Origin of the sequence: Hanstruepera neustonica (assembly GCF_002895005.1) — a bacterium.
GTDB lineage: Bacteria > Bacteroidota > Bacteroidia > Flavobacteriales > Flavobacteriaceae > Hanstruepera > Hanstruepera neustonica.
This window is the reverse complement of record NZ_POWF01000002.1, coordinates 286,554-308,570: the sequence shown is the minus strand read 5'-3', so window position 1 is coordinate 308,570 and position 22,017 is coordinate 286,554. Positions and strand designations below refer to the sequence as shown.

The following is a 22,017-nucleotide window of genomic DNA, read 5'->3' as shown; positions in this document are numbered from 1 at the left end:
AGGCAACCATTTGCATCATAATTGCGTCTTTATAAATAGAAGTTTCAATGAAAGCTATTTTGAAGGTTATTCAACTCTATAAAAATAATAACGAGCTAATCAATAAAGCTGCCAAAGGCAATCGCGAAGCCCAAAACAGACTTTACAATATCCATGCTCCCAAAATGTTGAGCGTTTGCCGCTATTACATCAGTGATGTGCAACATGCTGAAGAGGCTATGCTCAACGGATTTTACAAAGCGTTTATAAATCTCAAAAAGTTTGAAGATAAAGGGAGTTTTGAAGGTTGGTTACGAAAAATTATGGTCAGAGAGTCTATCTCATTTTTAAGAAGTCAAAAAAATGTTGAGTTTTTTGAAGAAGATATGGCCACCCAAAATAGTTATGAAAACAACATTCAAAGTAATCTTGAAGTAGCGGCAATTCAACAACTCATAGACAATTTGCCTTCAGGTTATAGAATGGTATTTGTGATGTATGCCGTAGAAGGGTATAAACATCATGAAATCGCTGATCTACTGGATATTTCCGAAGGAACTTCAAAATCACAGTTGTTTAAGGCACGACAAATCCTACAACAACAAGTTAAAGAATTAAACAATCAAAATTATGGCACCAATTAAGTTGGAAAACAACATAAAAGAAACATTGGAGAAGCGTACCATCACACCATCTTCAAAATCATGGGAGAGCCTTTCAAATAGATTGGATAGCCATGAAAATAAAAAGAACAACAATATTATTTGGTATCTAGGTGTTGCGGCGAGTATTGTGGGGATTTTGTTTTTAATGAATGGATTGTTTTTTAATCCCACAATTCCAATTGAAAACACTCCCAATGTTGTCAATTCAGATGAATTAGACTCCAAAAATACAGTTGATATAGCAGTTGGTGAATCTGATGAAAATTTACAGGAGCAACAAAAAGCTGTTGGAGTTGAGAATTTTAAATCTGCAATAGAATCTAACGGAGAACTTGTTTCGCAACATACAGCAACGTCTAATAGACAGCAGGATCCTGCTGTTAGTGTAAAAAGTAATCAAACAATTAATCAAAATAACAAAGTGGCGGCTTTAAAAAATGACCACAAGAAACCAATAAATGATATTGAAAGTAATGGCTTAGAAGAAGAAGCTATAGAAGGGCGCATGGCTATTAATGATCAACAGGATATCATTGACGCGACAATTTTGGATTCTGAAATCGAAACGTTATTAAGTGAGGCGCAATTGCAGATAGATGCAGAGAGTGTCAAACGATCGGTTGATGCCAATAGTTTATTACAGGATGTTGAGGACGATTTGGAACAATCCTTTAGAGATAAAGTATTTGAAACTATAAAAACAAATTTCAAGAAAGTAAAAACGGCTGTTGCAGACCGTAATAATTAAAATTATCAATTAAAAAACAAACAGTTATGCAAAATTTTACAAAATTTCTAGTAGTCATCGCACTAGTATTTGCAGTTCAAAAAATGGCTGCACAAGAAACAGATAATGGAGATGAAATTGAACGTCTAAAGGCACAACGGGAGTATGTTCAAAATAGTGAAAAAGATGCCTTGAAACGCGAAGTTGAAGCAATCAATGAACGATTGGATAATGACGAAATATCGCTTGAAGAAGCAACGGAGCTTAAAAAAGAACTCGCTGAAAAACATGCCTTAAACATTGAAAACAGATTGGCAATTATTGATAACCGTATTGCTTTATTAGAACGCAATGAGCATGTGGATTATGATACGGGAGCCAATCTAGAAGGTTATATCCTCGAGATTGGAAAAAATGAAGATTCGGACGAATATGATATTGGTAGTATATACATAGGTCCTCACAAAAAACGTAAACCACGAGTTTATGACCGTAGAACGACCAGCGATTTGGTTTTTGCCATAGGTTTCAACAATGCCATAATTGAAGGACAATCCTTAAATGATTCACCGTATAAAATAGGCGGTTCTGGTTTCGTGGAATTAGGTTGGGCATGGAAAACACGTGTATTTAAAAATACCAATGCCATGCGGATAAAATATGGTTTGTCATTCCAGTGGAATAAACTGGATATTAAAGACAATCTCTATTTCACGGAAACCAATGATGTGGTTACATTGGAAGAATATCCTTTAAATCTAAAAAAATCCAAATTCAGGACAACTAATTTGGTGGTGCCAATCCATTTTGAGTTTGGACCTTCTAAAAAGATTGAGCGTGAGGACTACTTCAGGTATTCAACATATCGAAAATTTAAAGTTGGTGTTGGAGGCTATGGTGGATTTGTAATCCAATCACTTCAAAAATTGAAATATACTGAAGATGGTCAAAAACAAAAGGATAAATTCAAGGATTACAACACCAATAATTTTGTCTATGGCGTTAGTGGTTATATTTCTTGGGGAAATGTTGGAATTTATGCTAAATATGATTTGTCTACTATATTCAAGGATCAGGCAATTGATCAAAATAACATATCATTAGGTATTCGTTTTGATATGGACTAGTGTTAATTATATTGAATTGGTTAAAAAAGGCTGCAAGTTTTTCTTGGAGCCTTTTTTCATGTAACTATTAATTTTAAAAACAAGAAGATTATGTTACTTTTACGGTAACAAGAATTCAACTGAAATTGATAGCCAAAACCACCATAGACCAAGTGTTTGAAACCGCCCGAGTAGAGGAGGTTATTGGTGATTTTGTTCAATTAAAGAAGTCTGGAAGCAATTATAAAGGATTGAGTCCTTTTAGTGATGAACGTACACCAAGTTTTATGGTGTCACCAGTTAAGCAAATCTGGAAAGATTTTTCAAGTGGTAAAGGTGGCAATGTCGTAGCTTTTTTAATGGAGCACGAGCATTTTACCTACCCTGAAGCTATAAAGTATTTAGCAAAAAAATACAATATTGAAATTGAAGAAACCGAACAAACCAATGAAGATAAGGAAAAAGCCAATGAGCGAGAAAGCCTCTATTTGGTAAACGAGTTTGCCAATACCTATTTTCAGAAAACCCTTCATAAAACAGATCCTGGCAAAGCCATTGGCTTAAGCTATTTCAAAGAAAGAGGTTTTACAGAGGAGACCATTAAGAAATTTAATCTTGGATATTCGCTTGATGAATGGGAGGCCTTTACCAACGAGGCTATTAAAAAAGGTTATAAGCTAGAATATCTTGAAAGAACGGGATTAACTATTGTTAAGGAGGAGAAGCGTTTCGATAGATTTAAAGGACGCGTGATGTTTCCTATTCAAAGTATGAGCGGAAGGGTTTTAGGTTTTGGAGGCCGAATTTTAACCAACGACAAAAAAGCCGCTAAATACTTAAACTCCCCCGAAAGCGATATCTATCATAAAAGTAAAGTACTTTATGGCATTTATCATGCAAAGCAAAGTATTGCCAAAGAAGATAATTGTTATTTGGTTGAAGGGTATACGGACGTCATACAATTACACCAATCGGGAATAAAAAATGTGGTGTCATCCTCGGGTACGGCATTAACGCCAGAACAGATCAGGCTTATTAACCGATTGACCAAAAACATCACGGTTTTATTTGATGGTGATGCAGCTGGATTACGAGCATCTTTGCGTGGCATTGATTTGATTTTGGAACAGGGCATGAATGTGAAAGTATGCACCTTTCCTGAAGGTGATGATCCGGATAGTTTTGCTAAAAACAATACATTGGAAGAAATCACCTTATATCTGTCGGAACATGCTCAAGATTTTATCCAATTTAAAGCTTCTTTATTGTTTGAAGTATCAAAAAACGATCCTATAAAAAAAGCGGAAACGGTTCGTGATATTGTCAATAGTATATCCAAAATTCCCGATCGTATAAAAAAAGAGATTTACATTCAGGAATGTGCCCGAATAATGGATATCAGTGAAGAAGTCTTATTTAGCACACTGGCACAAATAAATAAAAAACAATTTCAAGATACCAATAAACAATATCAGCAAGAACAAAAGGCATTTGAAGTGATAAAACATAAACAGCCTGTAAAAAAGGTTGATATCCAGTATGAATTGGAGCGAAAAATCATTCAAATATTGTTGTTATATGGTAATGAAAAAGAGGAATTTGAAGATCTGATTTTAAAAGAAAATGACCACAATGAGTTGGTTTTGGAGCCCGTTAAACATGAGGCTAAAGTATTTGAAAAGATATACCTGGATTTACAGGATGATGAGATGCAATTCTCAAATGAAAATTTCAGGGAGTTATACTATACCATTATTGATACGTTGAATCAAAATCCAGATTTTGCTATTGAAAGTTTTGTTAATACGGTTACTCCTGAAATGGCCAATGAAATTACAACTATTTTAATGGAAGATGAACGTTATGTGCTGTCTAATTGGGAACGCAAAAACATATTTCCAAAGGAAAAACAACATACTGTTTCACAGCTTGTTAGCGAAACGATTTTGAGTTTACGGTGTTATTTAATTGAACAAAAAGTCACCGAATTTAAACAAGAAACATTAGATACTAAAAATCAAGTGAATAAAAATATTCTAGAAGAAGTTAAAGACTATTCCAGCCTTAAAATGTTGTTATCTCGGAAATTAAATAGGGTTTTATAGTTCCAGAAGTTTTGCACGACTAATTAAGTCAACAATATTGTTCACGTTCAATTTTTTCATCAATCGTGCTTTATAAGTACTTACGGTTTTCTCATTAATGTTGAGTTCGTTGGCAACTTCTTTGTTTTTTCTTCCGGAAGACAACAATTTTAAAACTTCAATCTCTCTGGTTGAAAGCTTTTTATAAACGGATCCAGATCTGGTAACCCGTCGACCCATAGTCATCTGTTGCGCGATATCATTACTCAAATAAGTACCTCCCTCATAAACTTTGATGATGGCTTCTTTCAACGTAATAATATTAGCCGTTTTATTGAGATAGCCTTCAGCACCAGCCTTTATGGTATTAATGGCATAAATTTCTTCAGGTTGTGAAGAAAACATAATGGTTTTAACTTCGGGATATTCTCGTTTTAAACGTCTCAATGCTGTAATACCATTGAGTTTGGGAAGATCAATTTCACTTAAAATGATATCTACACGATGTTCCTTTAAAAAGTCAAAAATGGCCTCACCATTTTCTACACCACCAACAACTTGTATTTGTGGTGACGTGACGAAAAGTAGTTCAAGACCTTTCCTAATAATTGGGTGGCTATCAGCAACCAACAGTTTAATCATTACTTAAAAGTTTTAGACATTAACACTGTTGAGGCAATGATGTATTAGCATATACACTACAGTAAAGATATGAAATTCGTAGCGATTTGTAGAATTTATTTTAAATTCTTTGGAATTTCGCAAATGGGTATCGGAATCATTTTGTGCTTGTTGGCCGTATTAAAACGCTTATAAATTTTAAACACATCTTTACTGCGTCCAGTAAAATCATCAACCGTTTTGCCTTGGTCGTCCATGAGCATGGCCCACTCAAGCTCTGGGTAAGAGGCGCCTATTTGGTCCTCGTCCGTTCTATCATCTCCCCACAATCCATCTGTAGGTGCGGCGTCAATAATTTCTTGATTAATGTTTAAAAACTTACCAATTTCATAAACTTCAGACTTCATCAAGTCGGCAATAGGGCTTAAATCAACACCGCCATCACCATATTTTGTGTAAAAGCCTACACCGAAATCTTCCACTTTATTGCCAGTGCCTGCAACCAATAGTTTGTTTAAGGCAGCAAAATAATATAAGGTCGTCATACGAAGTCTGGCTCGTGTATTAGCCAAAGACATAAAACGATCTTCTTCTTTCTCAACACTTGGTAATACATCAATAAGATTGTCAAAAACAGGCGTTAAATTAACTTCAACTTTTTTGACAGTATCAAAATTTGATTGCAACCAATCAATGTGGTTCACGGCTCTGGTAACTTGCGATTTTGCTTGATGAATAGGCATTTCCACACATAGTAGTTGTAGTCCCGTTTTAGCACAAAGGGTTGATGTAACAGCTGAATCGATTCCACCTGATATCCCTATAACAAATCCGTTAACTTTTGCGTTATTAGCATAATCTTTGAGCCAATTTACAATATAGTCTATGACTTTTTCTGTGTGCATTTTGTAGAGGTTTTTAAGCAAAGTAATGTACCTTTGCTTCACAAAAGTAAATCAATAAGATTAGTTATAAAAATTAATAGTTTGAACAATAACATGAGGTTTATAATTATACTATTTTCTTTCGGAATGCTGCTTTCCTGTAATCAAGAATCTAAAGTTGAGGCTGAAATATCCAAGATTGATATTGATTTCGTTGTTGAACGATTTGATATGGCAATGCATGAAGCCGAAGCCAAAGATTTGCCAATGCTAAAAGAGGCTTATCCTTTCATGTTTCCAGATCGCTATGACGATGCCTTTTGGATTGCGAGAATGCAAGACACCTTGCAACAAGAATTGATAACAGAATCAACAAAAGCCTTTGATGATTTTATTGATGAAGAAGATGATATTACGAAATTGTTTCAGCACTTGAAGTACTATTTTCCAGAATTTAGTACCCCTAGAGTAATCACCACAACATCATCTGTTGATTACAGAAATAAAGTCATTGCTACCGATACGATAGTATTAATTTCTATTGACACGTATCTTGGAAAAGATCATGAGTTTTATCAGGGTATTCAGCATTATTTACGACAAAATTTTGAAAGGGAACAAATGGTTGTTGATATGGCAAATGCCTATGCTGAAAAATATGCTTTTCAGGTTAATCGAAAAACATTGTTAGATGAGATGGTTTATTTTGGGAAACTCCTTTATTTTAAGGATATCATGATTCCATTTAAGTCAGATGCTCAAAAAATAGGTTATACTGATGAGCAAATGGAGTGGGCAAAATCTAATGAGTTTTTTATTTGGAATCATTTTATTGACAAGGAATTATTGTATAGCACTGATTCCAAATTACCATCTCGATTTATAAACCCAGCACCTTTTTCAAAGTTTTATTTGGAGGTGATTGACAGAGAATCTCCCGGTAGAATAGGGCAATTTATTGGTTGGCAGATTGTAAAGTCCTATATGGCTAATAACGATGTTGGCTTAAAGGATATGATGACAAAAGAACCCGTAGAAATTTTTAATAATTCAAAATACAAACCACAAAAATAATGGCAAATATAAAATCGACTATAGAACTAACGGTAGAATTGGATGAGAATCGTATTCCTGAAAATTTAAGTTGGACTGCAGAAGATGGCGGTATCAATAATGAAGAAGCCAAAGCGATGCTGTTGTCTGTTTGGGATCACAAATCTCAAGAAACACTGCGAATAGACCTATGGACAAAAGATATGCCTGTTGATGAAATGAAGGTGTTTTTTCATCAGACGCTTGTGGCTATGAGTGATACATTTAACAGAGCTACACAAGACGAAAAAATGACGGCAACCATGAAGGACTTTTGCGATTATTTTGCTGAAAAGTTAGAACTCAAAAAATAAAAAAAGGCTGGATATTTCCAGCCTTTTTTATTGAGAAAAAATTTGTTAGTCTTGATTTGGAGCCAAATATTTATAAACGATTCCAGCGAGAATAGCTCCAACGATAGGTGCTACCCAGAATAACCATAACTGACCTGTTGCCCAATCGCCTACAAACAATGCCTGACTGGTACTTCTAGCAGGGTTCACGGATGTATTGGTAACCGGAATACTGATAAGATGTATTAAAGTCAATGCTAAACCAATGGCTAATCCAGCAAAACCAGGAGAGGCATTTTTATGGGTTGCCCCTAAAATGACAATCAAGAACATGAATGTCATGACAATTTCCGTAACTAAAGCGGATGTCATATCATAGCCCATAGGAGAGTGCTCTCCGAAGCCATTAGCTGCAAAGCCATCAGATAGACTAAATGAATCAATACCAGTAGCCATTAAATACAAAAGACCAGCACCAGCTAGCCCGCCTAGTACTTGTGACACAATGTAACCTGGTAATTCTTTCCCATCAAATCTGCCACCCATCCATAATCCTATAGAAACGGCTGGGTTAAAATGGGCTCCTGAAATATGCCCTAAAGCATATGCACCAGTTAAGACAGTTAAACCAAAAGCCAGTGCTACACCGGCAAATCCAATACCTAAATCAGGTATGCCAGCAGCTAATACAGCACTGCCACATCCACCAAGGACAAGCCATAGGGTTCCAATAAATTCTGCTAAAAGTTTTTTCATAAGTTAATTGTTTAATTAGTATAAAGTTATGACACCGATATGGTATTGATGTCACTTAAAATTAGTTTATTTTTAATTATTAAACAACTAAAAATGAGAGGCTTATTTAATATCTTGAACGCATCTAAAACCCAAGTGGTTTTGGCCAGAATCGGTAGAGGTAGCCATTCGGGATGTTGAACGGTAATTGGAACAATATTGTTCACTACACAAAAAGGACCCACCTTTAATTACGCGTTTTTGAGTCACATAGGGATCATTAGGGTCAAAGCTACTTTCCGGACCTGTTGGATTATAACATAATTTTGTACCGTTAGATAAGTACAGTTTTTTAGTATCAGGACGATACCAATCACTAGTCCATTCCCAAACATTTCCAATCATATCATAAAGTCCAAAAATATTGGCAGGAAAGGATTTAACAGGAGCAGAAGTTTCAAAACCATCTTTCTGTGTGTTATTATGAGGGAAATCTCCTTGAAAAAAATTTGCTAAATAGGTTCCTTGAGGCGTTAATTCCTTGCCCCAAACAAATTGATTGTTATTGTCTGAACCTCTGGATGCGAATTCCCATTCAGCCTCTGTTGGTAAACGTTTTCCAGCCCATTTTGCAAAGGCTTGGGCATCTTCATAGGCAATGTGAACCACAGGATGATTGTCTTTGCCTTCAATGGAGCTATTAGGACCTTGAGGGTGTTTCCAGTCGGCACCATTCACCCATCGCCACCATTGACTGTAATCGTTTAAATTAACAGCATCTGAAGGTGGGGAAAAAACCAGTGATCCAGGTTGCAATAACGAGTCATGTGGTTTTGGTGTGCCAGAAGGCAGGTCTTTTTTTATTTGCTCCCAATCCACAGGTCTTTCTGAAACAGTCACGTAACCTGTTTCATTAACAAATTTTGTAAATTGAGCATTGGTTACTTCGGTTTCATCCATAAAAAATGGATCTACTTTTACCAATACTTCGGGACCTTCGTCTTTTTCAGCATAGGCTTCACTACTACCCATAGTAAATGTACCTCCGGGAATATAAACCATCCCTTTTGGAGCACTGACGGTTTTAACCTGTGGAGAAGTTTCGGAAATCGGATTGGTTTTTGAAGAATCATTTTTGCAACTAAATACCAACATTGCATATACCACAATAAAATAAAGATAAGGTCTCATAAAATAAAATAAGTGATTAAAGATACTATCTAACTGTAAGGCTTAAAAATAATTTAATGAAAAAGTCACGTTAAATAAAAAAGGGAATAAACACTATGGTATTATTCCCTTTAAAACTGCTATTAATTAACACAAACTACTGACTCATCATTAAGCGTTTGGCTTCAGCTTCTAGATCCATATAAGGAGTTCCTTCAACTGTAACTCCAACTGCTTGTATGATTCCGCCTTCAAACTCTCCTGGAGATTTATATAAATTACTCACATTATCACCACTATCATATCCTACACACAAGCCATCACCAGATAAGGTGAATTTAGCAGGTTGTGTGCGCATTGGACCTTCGGCAACAACTTCTTCATTAATGTATAATTTGGTATTCCCCAATGACTCACCATATTCACCTCGGTTTTCCTTTACGAATTCCATTCCTAAAGTATATTTTCCAGGTTTTAAGGTTGTATTGGAAACAAATACCTGTTCTGGTTTAATGCCCAAGAAATTATATACATAATGCAATTTTTTGTCTTTGATGAAAAGCGCATGACCTCCAAAGCGAGAACCATGAGCAAAAATAACACCTGAAGCATTAGGATCGGTTATTTCAACATTGGCCAAGATTTTGTAGTTTCGACCTCTTATATTTACTGCCACACCTTCAGGAACCGGAGCTGTATTAGGATAGTAGATATATCTATCTTTTTTAGCCTCTTGAGATGGTCTCTCAACAGTTAATAGTTCGGCTGCACCTCTATCATCTAAAGGCAATACTTTGTTAATTTCAGCTTGTTTAAACCATTCATCAATCAATTCTTGTAATTTTTCAGGGTTTTCTTCTGCTAGATTGTTAGTTTCTGAACGATCTTCAGCCACATGGTATAATTCCCAAACATCTTTATCAAAATTTCCTTTTCCAGATATTGGTGCGTGAACTGCTGCTGCCTTCCAGCCATCTTTCCAAATACCTCTGGTTCCAAGCATGCAATAGTACTGCACTTCTTTTTGAGTTGGAGCATCTGGTTCTGCATCAAAAGAATAAACCATGGAAACACCAGAAAGTGGCGTTTGCTCTACACCATTGTATACCTTTGGCATTTCAATACCGCAGGCTTCCAATAATGTTGGTACAATATCAGTTGAATGATGATATTGATGACGAATTTCACCTTTGGCTTTTATACCTTTTGGCCAAGAAATTACTAATGGGTCATTGGTACCACCAGCATATTGCGAATAACGCTTAAACATTTTAAAAGGTGCCGAAAATGCTGCAGCCCAACCAGTAGGGAAGTGATTATAAGTATCTGGCCCTCCGAGAACATCTAAATACTTCATGTTTTCTGATAGTTCATCAGGGTAACCATTAAAAAATTTATTTTCGTTTACAGAACCGTTTGGACTTCCTTCTCCAGATGCACCATTGTCAGCTGCATAAAGTACAATGGTGTTTTCCAATTGTCCGGTTTCTTCTAAATAATCAATGACTCTGCCAACTTGGGCATCTGTATACTCTGAAAAACCAGCATATACTTCAGCCATTCTTGAGAATAGTTTTTTCTCGTCAGCATTTAATTCATCCCAAGGGCGCACATAATCTCCTGGATTAGCCATATCTTCAGGCATTGGATTAAAATCTGCCATACCAGTATTTTCAGGAAGAATGCCTTTCTCTTTCATACGTTTTACTACCCAATCACGATAAGCATCGTAACCATCATCAAACATGCCTTTGTACTTGGCCGTATATTCAGCAGGCGAGTGGTGAGGTGCATGGTTGGCACCTGGATTAAACCACATATAGAATGGTTTTGATGGATTGGTTGCATTTTTATCACGTAACATTCTGATAGCTTGATCAGCCAAATCTTTAGATAAATGATAACCTTCTTCTGGAGTAGCAGGAGCTTCTATAAAATGATTGTCTTCAACTAAATCTGGATACCAGTTGTTGGTTTCGCCTCCTAGGAAACCATAAAAACGGTCAAACCCAATTTGGGTTGGCCATTCTGCACGGCTACCACCAGGTGCAACATCCTGTTCTGGAACATTATGGTTTTTACCTATCCAAAACGTACTCCAACCGTTATCTCTCAAAATTTGCGCAAATGGTGCACAATCATCTGGAACACGACCATTTGATCCTGGGAATCCATCAGCAGTTTCTGTGATGGAAGCCATACCGTTTAAATGGTGGTTTCTACCTGTTAAAATGGTTGAACGGGTTGGTGAACACAATGCTGTGGTGTGCCATTGGGTGTACGTTAATCCGTTGGCTGCCAAACGATCCATGGTTGGCATATTGATGCGTCCGCCATAAGGAGACCAAGCTCCTAATCCCGTATCATCATAAAGTATGAATAGAATATTAGGTGCGCCTTCTGGTGCTGATTTTGGTGTGTATGCTGACCAATCGGATTCTGAATCACGAATGTCTAGAGCTATTTTTCCTTTAAAACCATCATCTGTTGTGGTGGTTTTGGTTTCTGCTGTTTCTTGCTTTGTGTTACAAGAAACGATAATTGTTAAGCAAAATGTCAAAATTAATGTATGGAAAACATTAAACTTTGTTTGTTTTTGATTTTTCATTTTTGGTTATTAATGTGATTAATTTAAGCTGTGTAAAATTAGTGTAAAGCCCTATTTAAAAAAATATCATTTGATAACTTTTAGTTTTTTTTTGATACGATGTAATGTTAAAGGTTTAATACCTAGAAAACTGGCAATGTGTTTATCAAATGTTGATTCAAGATACAGTGGGTTCATATCCACTAAATCTAAATAACGCTCTTCAGAGTTCATGGAAACAAATGTGTGGATTCTGTGTGAAAATGCTTGAATGATTTCTTTTAGAATATTCAAATACATGTTCATGATTTCCGGGTTATCATATCCAATAGACTCCAATCTTTCAATGTCAAATTTCAAAACATGAGTTTCTCCAATAGCTTCCGTGTTTAATATTTGAACTTGATTACTAAATACCCTAGGGTCTCCAAAAATGTATCCTTTTGATCTAATATGGTAAATACGTTCTTGACCATTTTCATCAATGCTGTATGCTCGGGAGGAACCTTCAAGTATTAAAAAAACATTTTTATCAGTTCGTCCACTTTTTTGAATTATTTCCTTGTTTTTATAAATGTCATATTTGGACATTTTAAGAAAGATATCAACTTCTTTGTTTTTTAAATAGGGGTAAAATGTTTTAACCAGATGTTTTATCTCTGATTTTGAAAGCGTCATAATTAAGTGTTTATTTTAATTCGAAAGGATAAATTACCTTCCAATCATTTTTCATGTCAATTATTGTCCAACCTTTTTCTAGAGCTTCATCAAGCCCTTTGTTTAATTGTCCAATGTGGGATTCTCTGTCGTAAGCCCATTCGCGTTCGGCATCGGTATGGTGCAAGTACAATTGAAATGACTTATATGAATTGGAATCTGTCCATTGCATCATTTGTAAGTCACCATCAGAATTGCCTGAAGCAAAAACCGGTTTTTTACCAATAATTTTTTGAATGTTTAAGGGTTTGCCTTCCTTGTCATCATTATAATCTAAACCAGGTAATCTTTTAATGATTGGGTTTCCATTATTATAATCATACTCGGTTTTTACGCGACTGCCTAAAATTTGTTCATTTGGGATACCATATACCTCTGTGACTATGGCTCTCATAAAGTCTACACCACCGCCAGAAACAATATACGTTTTGAAATCATTAGCTCTTAAATATTGAAGTAATTCTAACATAGGTTGATAAACTAATTCATTATAGCCTACGTTTTTTGTTGGGTGTTTAGCATTTTTAACCCAATCTTTCACAATGGAATCAAACTCCTCTACGGTAACTCCAGCATGAGTAGCCATAATGATTTCAACAATACCTTTCATTCCAGACTCCATTAAGGCTTTCATATCATCTTCTAAAATGGCTTTATAGGGTTGTTGGTCTTTCCATTCTGGATGTTCGGGAGCCAATGCTTTGACTCTGTCAATGGCAAAAAACAACTGAAAATAAGCTGGTTGCTCACTCCATAGGTTACCGTCGTTATCAAAGGTGGCTATTCGGTCTGGGATAGGGATAAAATTTGCGCTGTTAGAATTAGTAACATCCTCAACAAATGCTATTATTGCAGATTTGCTATTGCTTTCATTCCAAGAGGGTAGAGGGTCTGAAACTTCTTCTTTATAAACTTCAATATTATCACCAGAAACAACAATACCATTCGTAGTATTATTTTTACATCCAAAAGCTATTATTGTTATCAATAATATTGAAACGAGATTTTTAATTTTCATAACAAATGGTTTTAAATAAAAAAGCTGTGCCATTTAATGACACAGCTCTTCTAAAGTTTTAGTTAATTACTTTTTGTGACCATTTCTTCAATTTGCTTTTCAACTTTGCCTAAACTCCAATCTCCAGCAGTTTGACTGGGTGGGTAATCTTTGAAAGTAGACAAGAAATTAAAAGCATAACTTTGTATGGCTATTAAGATATAAGCTCTATCAATATACCAATCATAATATGTGTTGGATCCTTCATAAGCTTTTTCAAATGGGTCACGGCGCAGATTGAATAATAATGGTGCTCTTAACTCCACAAAAGGCTCCAGCCAAATCTGCAGTTGTCTTGCTCTATTTTCTAAAAACATGGCTTTCCAATCTCCATAACGTAAGGCTGCAATAGACCCACCATCATCTACATAAATAAAACCCTCTCGTGGTGATTCTTTTGCTTTGCCAGTCAGGTAATCTAATTGATTGTATCCGTCAATATGATTTTTATAGCTTCTGCCATTTAAGGTAGTGCCTTTAGCTAATTGATCTTTGATGTTTGAATTTCCAGCAATGGCTGCAAAGGTTGGCAACCAATCTTCATGAGCCACAATACCATTTAAGGTTACATTTTCTGGGAAATGTCCTGGCCATTTTACAAATGCAGGCACTCTAAAGGCTCCTTCCCAACTGCTATTTTTCTCACCGTGAAAAGGTGTTGTTCCTGCATCTGGCCATGTATTGTAATGTGGTCCATTATCGGTAGAATACATAACCACCGTATTATCGGCTATGCCTAATTCATCCAGTAAGTCCAATAGTTGCCCCACATGCATATCGTGTTCAATCATCCCATCGGTATATTCATCATGTCCAGGGTTACGCATGTCGTCTTTTACGTGTGTGCGAAAGTGCATTCTAGTAGCATTCCACCAAGTGAAAAAAGGCTTTCCTGACTCTACCTGTTTTTTAATAAATGCTTTAGCAGCTTCGAGAGTTTCATAATCTACATTCTCCATACGTTTTTTGGTCAATGGACCTGTATCTTCAATACGTTGTCCGCCTTTACCATCTGCCCAGCTATGAATAACACCACGTGGCCCGAACTTTTCTCTGAAGGTTTGTCCGTCTTTTAAGACCATATCACCAGGATAATCAAAGTTTTCTGGTTCTTCTTCAGCGTTTAAATGATATAAATTTCCAAAGAACTCATCAAAACCATGCATGGTAGGCAAGTGCTCGTCACGATCGCCTTGATGGTTTTTTCCAAATTGACCAGTAGCATAGCCTTGACTTTTAAGAACGGTTGCCATAGTGACATCCGTTTTTTGCCAGCCTTCTTGAGCACCAGGCATACCAACTTTGGTCATTCCTGTTCTAACAGGTACTACACCACCAATAAAAGCGGCACGGCCCGCTGTACAAGATTGCTGTGCATAATAATCTGTAAAGCCAACACCTTCTTTGGCTATACGATCAATATTGGGTGTCCTATAACCCATCATACCTCTGTTATTATGGCTAATATTCCATGTGCCAATATCATCTCCCCAAATCACTAGAATATTGGGTTTTTTGTTGTTTTGCGAAACTGCCAGCAAAGGAACTAATGCTAGCAAAAAAAGCATGTTTAATTTTTTCATAAGGTTTAGTTTATCGATTAATAGTTAATTAATAGCTTAATTTAAAGTTAAATAGCAATCTAATTTAAGGATTTATTTACTTTTTTAAGTTCTATCTGAAAATTTCTTATTGTCAAATGATACGCTGTTATTTTATTAGTTTTCATTAGTCATTTCTTCATTTAACATGTCAAATTTTATTTTAAACTTTGATTGAGATCCTTTATTATCTGGTTCTTTCCCATCTGATTGAAAGACGGATATATGTGTTTCAGGATTTTTAGTTTGTAAATAATTAGACGTATTTTCTAAAAGTTTTTTGTTAATTATAATTGACAAAGAATCTATTGTTGAAGGTGCCAGCAGCTGTTTGACCGCTTTTTTAATGTCCAATGAATCTGTTTGTGTTTTCTCTTTTAAATATTTTGCAAAATCTTTTTCATCTTTTATGTAATCTTTTTGAGTTTCCTGATAGAACATATTACCTAATTGATCCAAAGCAATGGCTTCTTTTTGTAGATCTTTATCTACATAATGTTCTAATTCTATTTTTAGACCTTCTTTTTTCGACTCTATTTCAAGTAGCTTATCTAGTTTTAAAAATTGTTCTTCACTCGGAATGGTATCCCTGTAATTAAAAACCAATTCCTGATAGTCTTTAGGGTCAACATCAACTAACATCGCGAGAGAATTGACTGGGTTAGTGGCAGCTCCTGTTATTTTTCTTTTGAAGGTAGTCCAAACTATTTTGCCAATGCTAATTTCAGGGTCGTTTAAATTTCCACGTACTGGAATTTCTAGATTCACATCGCCATTTTTATCCTTTAGAATGAATAGGGCAAATTTAAGTGGAAGGCTAAACAAGCCGTTCTTATTATTTTTAACTTCAACATTTTTTACCAATAAATTATTTTCACTTTCTATATTTCCGTTTGTGATAACAGAGCTTGAATAATAATAAAAATCACCAACTAATATACTGTGACCAGTATAATATTGAGAGTATATATTAATGTCTGAAAGCAGAAAGTTTTCTATGACTAGGTCTAATTTGAGGTTGTTGTAGTCTAATGGATTAAAGCCTAATTTAGCATTAAGCGTTCCTCTTTCGTTAAGTAACATATCTGAATACATATTCACCCATTCAGCATTGCTTGAAAAGCCATCTGAATCCATTTTTATTTTACTTAAATGATAATCAAAGCGCTCTCCAGTCAAGTTGTCACTGTAGTCCATGACACCCTCTTCAATATTAATGTTATTGATTGCGTAGTATAGGTTTGAGTCTTCATTAATGGTTGAGGTCGAATCTGCTTCTGTTATTTGATACCCTTGTGGTGTTGGTTCCTCGGTTTGATCTATTTTGAATATTTGAAAAAAGTTATTAGTGATGGAGTCCATTTCAAAATATACATAAGGTTGATATACATTGAGTGAATCCAATTCATAGGAACTGTTTGTATAGTCAATCTTTTTTAAGCTACAATCAACCCGGTTAGCCTTTAAAAACTCTTTATCTTGATTATCGGTCATACTAAAATGATGAACATCGACATGCCCTGAAACTATAGATTTAACAGCTTCATTGGTATTGCCAACTATTTTGATTTTCGAGTTCAGGTTTCCTCTTAAAGTATTTATTTCAGCATATTGTGCCGCGTATTCATAGAATGGTTCTAAATTCAAATTATTTATTGTAATATCGGAATCATAGTCACCAGAAACCGGATCTATATTTAATTTAGATTCAAGATAACCACCATTTTTAAAATTAAACTTAAGATCGGCATTACTTTTTTCTTCTTGATCCCAACCAATAAATGGAATAAAAAATGAAAAATCTTCGATATGTGTGATGTGATTGATATCTTGATTGTCAAAGAAGAAATTAGCATCTTTTAGCTCGAGATTTGAAAGCATATATTTGAAAGTTTCTTCATTTTCAGTTGAAACCGAGTCTTTAGGTGTATTATGGTATGCAATCAAATCGTCAAAGTTGAAAGTGGAGTCTTTCATGACAGTTCTTACCATCAGCCCTTGAAGGTAAAACTGTTCTAAAGCCTTGGTGTTACTAATTAATTTGTAAGGCTCAAGATTTATAATGAGTGTGTCAAATGATGTGAAAATGTCTTTGTCATTTTGCTCAAACATTTGAAAGTCGTAAACTTTAATTGTGCTGGTGAAGTAATTATATTTTAATTTCTCAATAGCGACTTGTCTACCCACTAACTCTTTACTGTTCTTAATGATATAACCTTTTATGATTGTTGGTAAGAAAAAAAGTAGCACAACAATTGTAAGAAACAATATGATTAATATTTTCTTTCTTCGGCTCATCGGTTGGTTGGTTGAACTCTGTTATTAAGAATTTTTATTGCCAAAAAAAGGCATGATCTTTTTGGATTATGCCTTTTTTTGGGAGTGATTCATTTTATTCTTTTTTTACTTCTACAATTTCATACATGTTTTTTCCATCAACCTGAATGGGTTGGTAGTAGGTTTCGCCAAATTGCACGTAGGTGACATCGCCTATTTTCACTTCCTCACCACCTTCAGGTAAACCAGGTACAATGGTGCCAGCAGTTGCAGGAACAACAATATAGCCATCCTTGTTTTGCTCGTAAAAGGCGCCACCATAGTAATAATTGGTGGTATTGTTGACTTCAACTTTTTCAGCTTCGTCAGGAATATCGGGTACTTGCGCGCCAACAGGAGCCTGCACAGCAACAAAGCCATCTTCGGTTTTTAGATAATAGTTACCGTTTTCATAGTGATATTCTTCATCATCGTCATCATCATTATTATTAACAATACTCACAATAATTGCAGTTGTTGCCAGGGAAGTCACAAAATAACCCCAAGGATGGTAATAAGGACCCCAATAAAAAGGCACAAACGGATGATAAAAATATGGCCTATGGCAATAGTAATGGAAACCACCATAGGCATAAGGAGGCCTAACATAGGCTCGAGGACTAGGTCTCACTACGGTATTGCGTCGGTTAATATTAATGTTTTTACTATTGTCTATATTTATATTATTTCTTCTATTTCCACTATTAATATTATTTCCATTCCCTCTATTTCCACTTCTATCTTTAATATTGGAGGTTTTTTTATCTCGCGAATTTAGCTTGGGTGCAGCATTGTCATTCTTTCTATCGGCTATTTTTGAATTTCCAGTGGAAGGGCGGTTAGTACTTCTGTTTGTGGTGCGATTTTTAGAAAAATCACGACTACTCGCTTTACTATGACCCCCATTAATGGATCGAGATGGTGTTCTATTGGTAGTTGGCGTTGTAGCTCTATTTCTACTGGTACTTCTATTCATAGTAGCAGCCCTGTTATTTGACGGTCGAGATATTGAGTGACTGGAGCCACGTGACATAGTGTGACCACCACCTCTGGACATGCCATGTCCCATTCGCTGCGCCAATAATTCAGATGGCATAATCAGTGCGAAAAATATTAAGCTGATACCGAGAATTTGTTTTATGCTTTTTGTTTTCATTTTAGTTGGTTTAGCAAAAATTTAAAATTAGGATTTTTTTAAAATACTGATTAGGCTCGCATTTGGAGGGGGCAAAAAGTCAAACACAGAATCCGGAATATTGGGGTTTAAACTCCAGTTACTAAAGGTAGCTTCGTATTGCAGATTGGACTTTTTCTTGTAAATCATTACAAAATGTTTTGGCAATACGTAAGTTTTATTGGAAATCCAAAGCTGGACATTCAAATCTGAATTGGTTGCCATGATATGATAACATGCTTCATCACCTATCATCTTTTTTCCAAGAAACTTAATCGTGTCAAACTGCTCCATCATGTCATCTGTAAAATTAGGGTAAAAGAAATCGGCTGCTGGAAACTGAAAATCATAATTGATGTGCATCTCATCAATCATTTCGAGTGTGGTCTCTGGAGCTTCTAGGATGACATAATTATTTTCATCAAAGTTGTAATAGGAAAGATATTCGCCGTCATACCACAATCCTTTGCTTCCTTTTGAACCATCTATTTTGGCCATTAGTTTATTGGGTCCAGAAAACGAAACTGTAGATTTTGAATAATGCTTTTCAATTTCATTGTTACTACTCATTTTGTCAGTTGAACTGTTTAGATCAAAAGAAACGGATTCTAAATCACCTATAACATCTGCCATTTTATCTAAAATAAAAATGGCTGTGGAGTCATGATCTTTTGTGACCTGTGAAAAGGTGAAAATTGTAAAAAAAAGAAAACAGAATAATAAAAAATAGTTTTTCATAATTTGGTTGGTTGAAAAGTGACAATTTTTTTCTTTGTAAGAAAATAAAGATAGTTAATTTCTTTGAAATTAGAAACTTCTAAATACAGGCAACTATAAAAAATTAACGATTATTTTAAACACTCAGCAGTACCAGAATAAAAGCCAACCTGTTTTAAATGAGTAGAAAAAATCTGGGCTCCATTATCGTTTAAGTGACTAATGTCGCTAAAATAGGTTTCATCTTGAAAATAATTGGAGTAATTTATTAAGGTAGCTTCAGGCATATTTTGTGAAGCAAAATCACAATACAATTCCTTATTAGTTTGAAGATCCTCATCCATTTTTGGATGAATAGGTGAATTTAGTAAAATCAATTTGATGTTATTCCTATTACAATAATCGTATATCTTCAGGAGATACGTGTCTTGATATTTAGGAGGTTTAGCTGTTGTATTAATATAGTAGTTGGGGTCATATCGTTTCAAAGATTCCTCTAATTTACTTCTGTCAGAATGGACATGGCCACCTAAATAAGGATATCCTTTATATAAAACTTTCAAGCTATGGACAATGACTTGTGGTGTATTAGTAATTACAGAACGTGGATTCGATTTTAATAGTTCCCAATAATCATTGGAGGTAAATAAAAAGAAATGATCACGCATTTTAAATTTTATTTTGTCTTCACCCGCAAACCAGTTGACACGATATTCAGAAAAATCTTCATAAGAATAGCCCAAAACAACAGTGTCAATTTGTTTATTTCTATTGGCAATTTCTCTGACTTTTAAATAACTGTAAAAATAACCAGAACCACTTTGGGCAATATTAAAAGCTTGAGGTATGATATCATCATCAATGGCATATTCTAAATGAGAATTTCCTACAACTAGGATGTTTTTGTTTTGATCAATGGTGTAATCAAAAAACTGTCGAGTAACGAAATGAGTAATTAGGACTAGGCTAACAACTAGCAGCATGACGATGCCAAATAAAATCACACTATTTTTAATGAATTTTTTCATTTAGAACTGAAAATAAATAAACTCCTGTTGCGAATTTCCAAATACAACTATTACCAAAATAATAACAATATATAAACTCCATCTTACTGGTTTAGAAATCCATGTCGTATTCAATTCCAGACCATGTTCTTTGTTGCGTTGTAACCACTCAACAACAACCAAAGCTATTATTAAACCTAAATAAATAAAATTGAGTCCTTGATAATTAGGTAATTCAAAAAAGGATCTTGAGAATAGACTTCCCAAATAGCTGAATGCATGACTGACATTTTCGGCTCTAAAGAAAATCCAAGCTATAACCGTTATAAAAAAGGTGATGCCAATTTGGGATATTTCTTTCATATTGGCAAATAGGTTTCCTTCTGCAACGGTATTCGTGTTAATTCTATTTTTGTTTAATAGCATCAGAGGTAAAAAATACAAAGCATTTAAAAATCCCCATACAATAAATGTCCAATTTGCTCCATGCCAAAAACCGCTGACTAAAAAAATGATAAATATATTTCTGATTTTTTTTGATGTAGAGCCTTTACTTCCTCCCAATGGAATATAAAGATAATCACGAAACCAAGTGGATAATGAAATGTGCCATCTTCTCCAAAATTCGGCTATATCTCTTGAAAAATAGGGGAATGCAAAGTTTTTCATGAGATTAAAACCAAATAACCGTGAAACACCTATGGCTATATCCGAGTATCCAGAAAAATCGCAATAAATCTGGAATGCAAACAAAATCCCTCCTAATAACAAAGTGCTTCCGTTATAGTCTTGGTAATTATCAAAAATCTCATTAACATACACGGCACAATTATCGGCAATCACAATTTTTTTGAATAATCCCCATAAAATTTGACGCATACCATCCGTTGCTATATGGTAATTGAAAACTCTTTTTTTACTGAATTGAGGTAACAAGTTGGAAGCCCTCTCAATCGGGCCAGCCACTAATTGTGGAAAAAAGCTGACAAACGCGAAAAAGGAAATGATGTTTTTTGTTGGTTCCAACTTGTTTCTGTAAACATCAATGGTGTAACTCAACGTTTGAAATGTATAGAAACTGATGCCGACTGGAAGAACAATGTTCAATCGATTCGCATGAAATGTTGATCCCATAAAGGTAAACGCTTGTTCAAAACTCTCGGCGAAAAAATTATAGTATTTAAATACGCCTAACAATCCCAAATTGACGCATAAGCTTAAAATGAGCAGTGATTTTCTTTTCAGACCTGATTTTGATTGACCCATTAAATTTCCAATGGTGTAATCTACAAGGGAGCTGAAAATAATTAATGATAAAAAACGCCAATCCCACCATCCGTAAAAAACGTAACTAGCTATGAGTAAAAATAAGTTCTGAAGTTTTAAGTTACGATTTGTAACAAACCAATAGAGTAGGAAAACAATAGGTAAGAATATTACAAAATCTATTGAATTGAATAGCATTATTCCATTGGGTTATTTTAG

19 protein-coding genes are annotated in these 22,017 nt (G+C 35.0%); 6 read left to right on the top strand and 13 right to left on the bottom strand.

Annotated features, from left to right (window positions below):
• Window positions 1-47 precede the first annotated feature (47 nt).
• The 4 genes from C1T31_RS06155 (at window position 48) to dnaG (ending at window position 4,582) form a co-directional block, all read left to right on the top strand.
• Window positions 48-623, top strand: a complete 576-nt coding sequence (locus tag C1T31_RS06155) for an RNA polymerase sigma factor (protein WP_243398900.1) — start codon at window positions 48-50, stop codon at window positions 621-623.
• On the top strand, window positions 610-1,392 hold the full coding sequence (locus C1T31_RS06150; RefSeq protein WP_103051599.1) for a hypothetical protein: 783 nt from the start codon (window positions 610-612) through the stop codon (window positions 1,390-1,392). Before C1T31_RS06155 ends, C1T31_RS06150 begins: the two co-directional genes overlap by 14 nt.
• A gap of 26 nt (window positions 1,393-1,418) precedes the next feature.
• On the top strand, window positions 1,419-2,498 hold the full coding sequence (locus C1T31_RS06145; protein WP_103051598.1) for a coiled-coil domain-containing protein: 1,080 nt from the start codon (window positions 1,419-1,421) through the stop codon (window positions 2,496-2,498).
• A 125-nt stretch (window positions 2,499-2,623) separates the two neighbouring features.
• A complete protein-coding gene (gene dnaG, locus C1T31_RS06140; protein WP_103051597.1) occupies window positions 2,624-4,582 on the top strand; it encodes a DNA primase in 1,959 nt (652 codons plus the stop codon).
• Here the strand turns inward: dnaG and C1T31_RS06135 are convergent.
• Both C1T31_RS06135 and nadE read right to left on the bottom strand, forming a co-directional pair.
• A complete protein-coding gene (locus C1T31_RS06135) occupies window positions 4,577-5,203 on the bottom strand; it encodes a response regulator (RefSeq protein ID WP_103051596.1) in 627 nt (208 codons plus the stop codon). The genes dnaG and C1T31_RS06135 overlap by 6 nt on opposite strands.
• 95 nt (window positions 5,204-5,298) lie before the next feature.
• Complete coding sequence (gene nadE, locus C1T31_RS06130) at window positions 5,299-6,087, bottom strand: NAD(+) synthase (RefSeq protein WP_103051595.1); 789 nt, start codon at window positions 6,085-6,087, stop codon at window positions 5,299-5,301.
• Window positions 6,088-6,180: 93 nt separating this feature from the next.
• Between nadE and gldB the strand changes: the two genes are divergently transcribed.
• Window positions 6,181-7,140: a gliding motility lipoprotein GldB gene (gene gldB, locus C1T31_RS06125; protein WP_103051766.1), complete on the top strand. Its 960-nt coding sequence runs from the start codon at window positions 6,181-6,183 to the stop codon at window positions 7,138-7,140.
• Window positions 7,140-7,472 (top strand): gliding motility protein GldC, encoded by a 333-nt coding sequence (gene gldC / locus C1T31_RS06120; RefSeq protein ID WP_103051594.1) that lies wholly within the window; start codon window positions 7,140-7,142, stop codon window positions 7,470-7,472. Before gldB ends, gldC begins: the two co-directional genes overlap by 1 nt.
• Before the next feature lie 45 nt (window positions 7,473-7,517).
• Here gldC and aqpZ read toward each other — a convergent pair whose 3' ends face one another.
• From aqpZ to C1T31_RS06065, 11 genes are all read right to left on the bottom strand, one after another.
• Window positions 7,518-8,207: an aquaporin Z gene (aqpZ, locus tag C1T31_RS06115; RefSeq protein ID WP_103051593.1), complete on the bottom strand. Its 690-nt coding sequence runs from the start codon at window positions 8,205-8,207 to the stop codon at window positions 7,518-7,520.
• Window positions 8,208-8,309: 102 nt separating this feature from the next.
• Window positions 8,310-9,377, bottom strand: coding sequence for a formylglycine-generating enzyme family protein (locus C1T31_RS06110; protein WP_103051592.1), 1,068 nt, complete (start codon window positions 9,375-9,377; stop codon window positions 8,310-8,312).
• 136 nt (window positions 9,378-9,513) lie between these two features.
• The gene (locus C1T31_RS06105) at window positions 9,514-11,964 is read right to left on the bottom strand and encodes an arylsulfatase (protein ID WP_103051591.1); all 2,451 of its coding nucleotides are present in this window, start codon (window positions 11,962-11,964) and stop codon (window positions 9,514-9,516) included.
• 66 nt (window positions 11,965-12,030) lie between these two features.
• Complete coding sequence (locus tag C1T31_RS06100) at window positions 12,031-12,621, bottom strand: Crp/Fnr family transcriptional regulator (RefSeq protein WP_103051590.1); 591 nt, start codon at window positions 12,619-12,621, stop codon at window positions 12,031-12,033.
• Between the two features lie 10 nt (window positions 12,622-12,631).
• The gene (locus tag C1T31_RS06095; RefSeq protein ID WP_103051765.1) at window positions 12,632-13,678 is read right to left on the bottom strand and encodes an HAD family hydrolase; all 1,047 of its coding nucleotides are present in this window, start codon (window positions 13,676-13,678) and stop codon (window positions 12,632-12,634) included.
• A gap of 62 nt (window positions 13,679-13,740) precedes the next feature.
• Window positions 13,741-15,300 (bottom strand): arylsulfatase, encoded by a 1,560-nt coding sequence (locus tag C1T31_RS06090; RefSeq protein WP_165780075.1) that lies wholly within the window; start codon window positions 15,298-15,300, stop codon window positions 13,741-13,743.
• A 135-nt stretch (window positions 15,301-15,435) separates the two neighbouring features.
• Window positions 15,436-17,616 carry a DUF748 domain-containing protein gene (locus C1T31_RS06085; protein ID WP_103051589.1) on the bottom strand — a complete coding sequence of 727 codons (2,181 nt, stop codon included), beginning with the start codon at window positions 17,614-17,616 and terminating at the stop codon, window positions 15,436-15,438.
• Between the two features lie 94 nt (window positions 17,617-17,710).
• Window positions 17,711-18,790 (bottom strand): DUF6515 family protein, encoded by a 1,080-nt coding sequence (locus C1T31_RS06080; protein ID WP_103051588.1) that lies wholly within the window; start codon window positions 18,788-18,790, stop codon window positions 17,711-17,713.
• 27 nt (window positions 18,791-18,817) lie between these two features.
• Complete coding sequence (locus C1T31_RS06075) at window positions 18,818-19,546, bottom strand: DUF2092 domain-containing protein (RefSeq protein ID WP_103051587.1); 729 nt, start codon at window positions 19,544-19,546, stop codon at window positions 18,818-18,820.
• 110 nt (window positions 19,547-19,656) lie between these two features.
• Window positions 19,657-20,553, bottom strand: a complete 897-nt coding sequence (locus tag C1T31_RS06070) for a hypothetical protein (RefSeq protein ID WP_103051586.1) — start codon at window positions 20,551-20,553, stop codon at window positions 19,657-19,659.
• Window positions 20,554-21,996, bottom strand: a complete 1,443-nt coding sequence (locus tag C1T31_RS06065) for an MBOAT family O-acyltransferase (RefSeq protein WP_103051585.1) — start codon at window positions 21,994-21,996, stop codon at window positions 20,554-20,556.
• Window positions 21,997-22,017 lie beyond the last annotated feature (21 nt).

Excerpts from the sequence above, each read along its gene's own strand:
- C1T31_RS06155 (WP_243398900.1), top strand. The coding sequence starts at position 48 with ATGAAAGCTATTTTGAAGGTTATTCAACTCTATAAAAATAATAACGAG.
- C1T31_RS06150 (WP_103051599.1), top strand. The coding sequence starts at position 610 with ATGGCACCAATTAAGTTGGAAAACAACATAAAAGAAACATTGGAGAAG.
- C1T31_RS06145 (WP_103051598.1), top strand. The coding sequence starts at position 1,419 with ATGCAAAATTTTACAAAATTTCTAGTAGTCATCGCACTAGTATTTGCA.
- C1T31_RS06135 (WP_103051596.1), bottom strand. The coding sequence starts at position 5,203 with ATGATTAAACTGTTGGTTGCTGATAGCCACCCAATTATTAGGAAAGGT.
- nadE (WP_103051595.1), bottom strand. The coding sequence starts at position 6,087 with ATGCACACAGAAAAAGTCATAGACTATATTGTAAATTGGCTCAAAGAT.
- gldB (WP_103051766.1), top strand. The coding sequence starts at position 6,181 with ATGAGGTTTATAATTATACTATTTTCTTTCGGAATGCTGCTTTCCTGT.
- gldC (WP_103051594.1), top strand. The coding sequence starts at position 7,140 with ATGGCAAATATAAAATCGACTATAGAACTAACGGTAGAATTGGATGAG.
- aqpZ (WP_103051593.1), bottom strand. The coding sequence starts at position 8,207 with ATGAAAAAACTTTTAGCAGAATTTATTGGAACCCTATGGCTTGTCCTT.
- C1T31_RS06110 (WP_103051592.1), bottom strand. The coding sequence starts at position 9,377 with ATGAGACCTTATCTTTATTTTATTGTGGTATATGCAATGTTGGTATTT.
- C1T31_RS06105 (WP_103051591.1), bottom strand. The coding sequence starts at position 11,964 with ATGAAAAATCAAAAACAAACAAAGTTTAATGTTTTCCATACATTAATT.
- C1T31_RS06100 (WP_103051590.1), bottom strand. The coding sequence starts at position 12,621 with ATGACGCTTTCAAAATCAGAGATAAAACATCTGGTTAAAACATTTTAC.
- C1T31_RS06095 (WP_103051765.1), bottom strand. The coding sequence starts at position 13,678 with ATGAAAATTAAAAATCTCGTTTCAATATTATTGATAACAATAATAGCT.
- C1T31_RS06090 (WP_165780075.1), bottom strand. The coding sequence starts at position 15,300 with ATGAAAAAATTAAACATGCTTTTTTTGCTAGCATTAGTTCCTTTGCTG.
- C1T31_RS06085 (WP_103051589.1), bottom strand. The coding sequence starts at position 17,616 with ATGAGCCGAAGAAAGAAAATATTAATCATATTGTTTCTTACAATTGTT.
- C1T31_RS06080 (WP_103051588.1), bottom strand. The coding sequence starts at position 18,790 with ATGAAAACAAAAAGCATAAAACAAATTCTCGGTATCAGCTTAATATTT.
- C1T31_RS06075 (WP_103051587.1), bottom strand. The coding sequence starts at position 19,546 with ATGAAAAACTATTTTTTATTATTCTGTTTTCTTTTTTTTACAATTTTC.
- C1T31_RS06070 (WP_103051586.1), bottom strand. The coding sequence starts at position 20,553 with ATGAAAAAATTCATTAAAAATAGTGTGATTTTATTTGGCATCGTCATG.
- C1T31_RS06065 (WP_103051585.1), bottom strand. The coding sequence starts at position 21,996 with ATGCTATTCAATTCAATAGATTTTGTAATATTCTTACCTATTGTTTTC.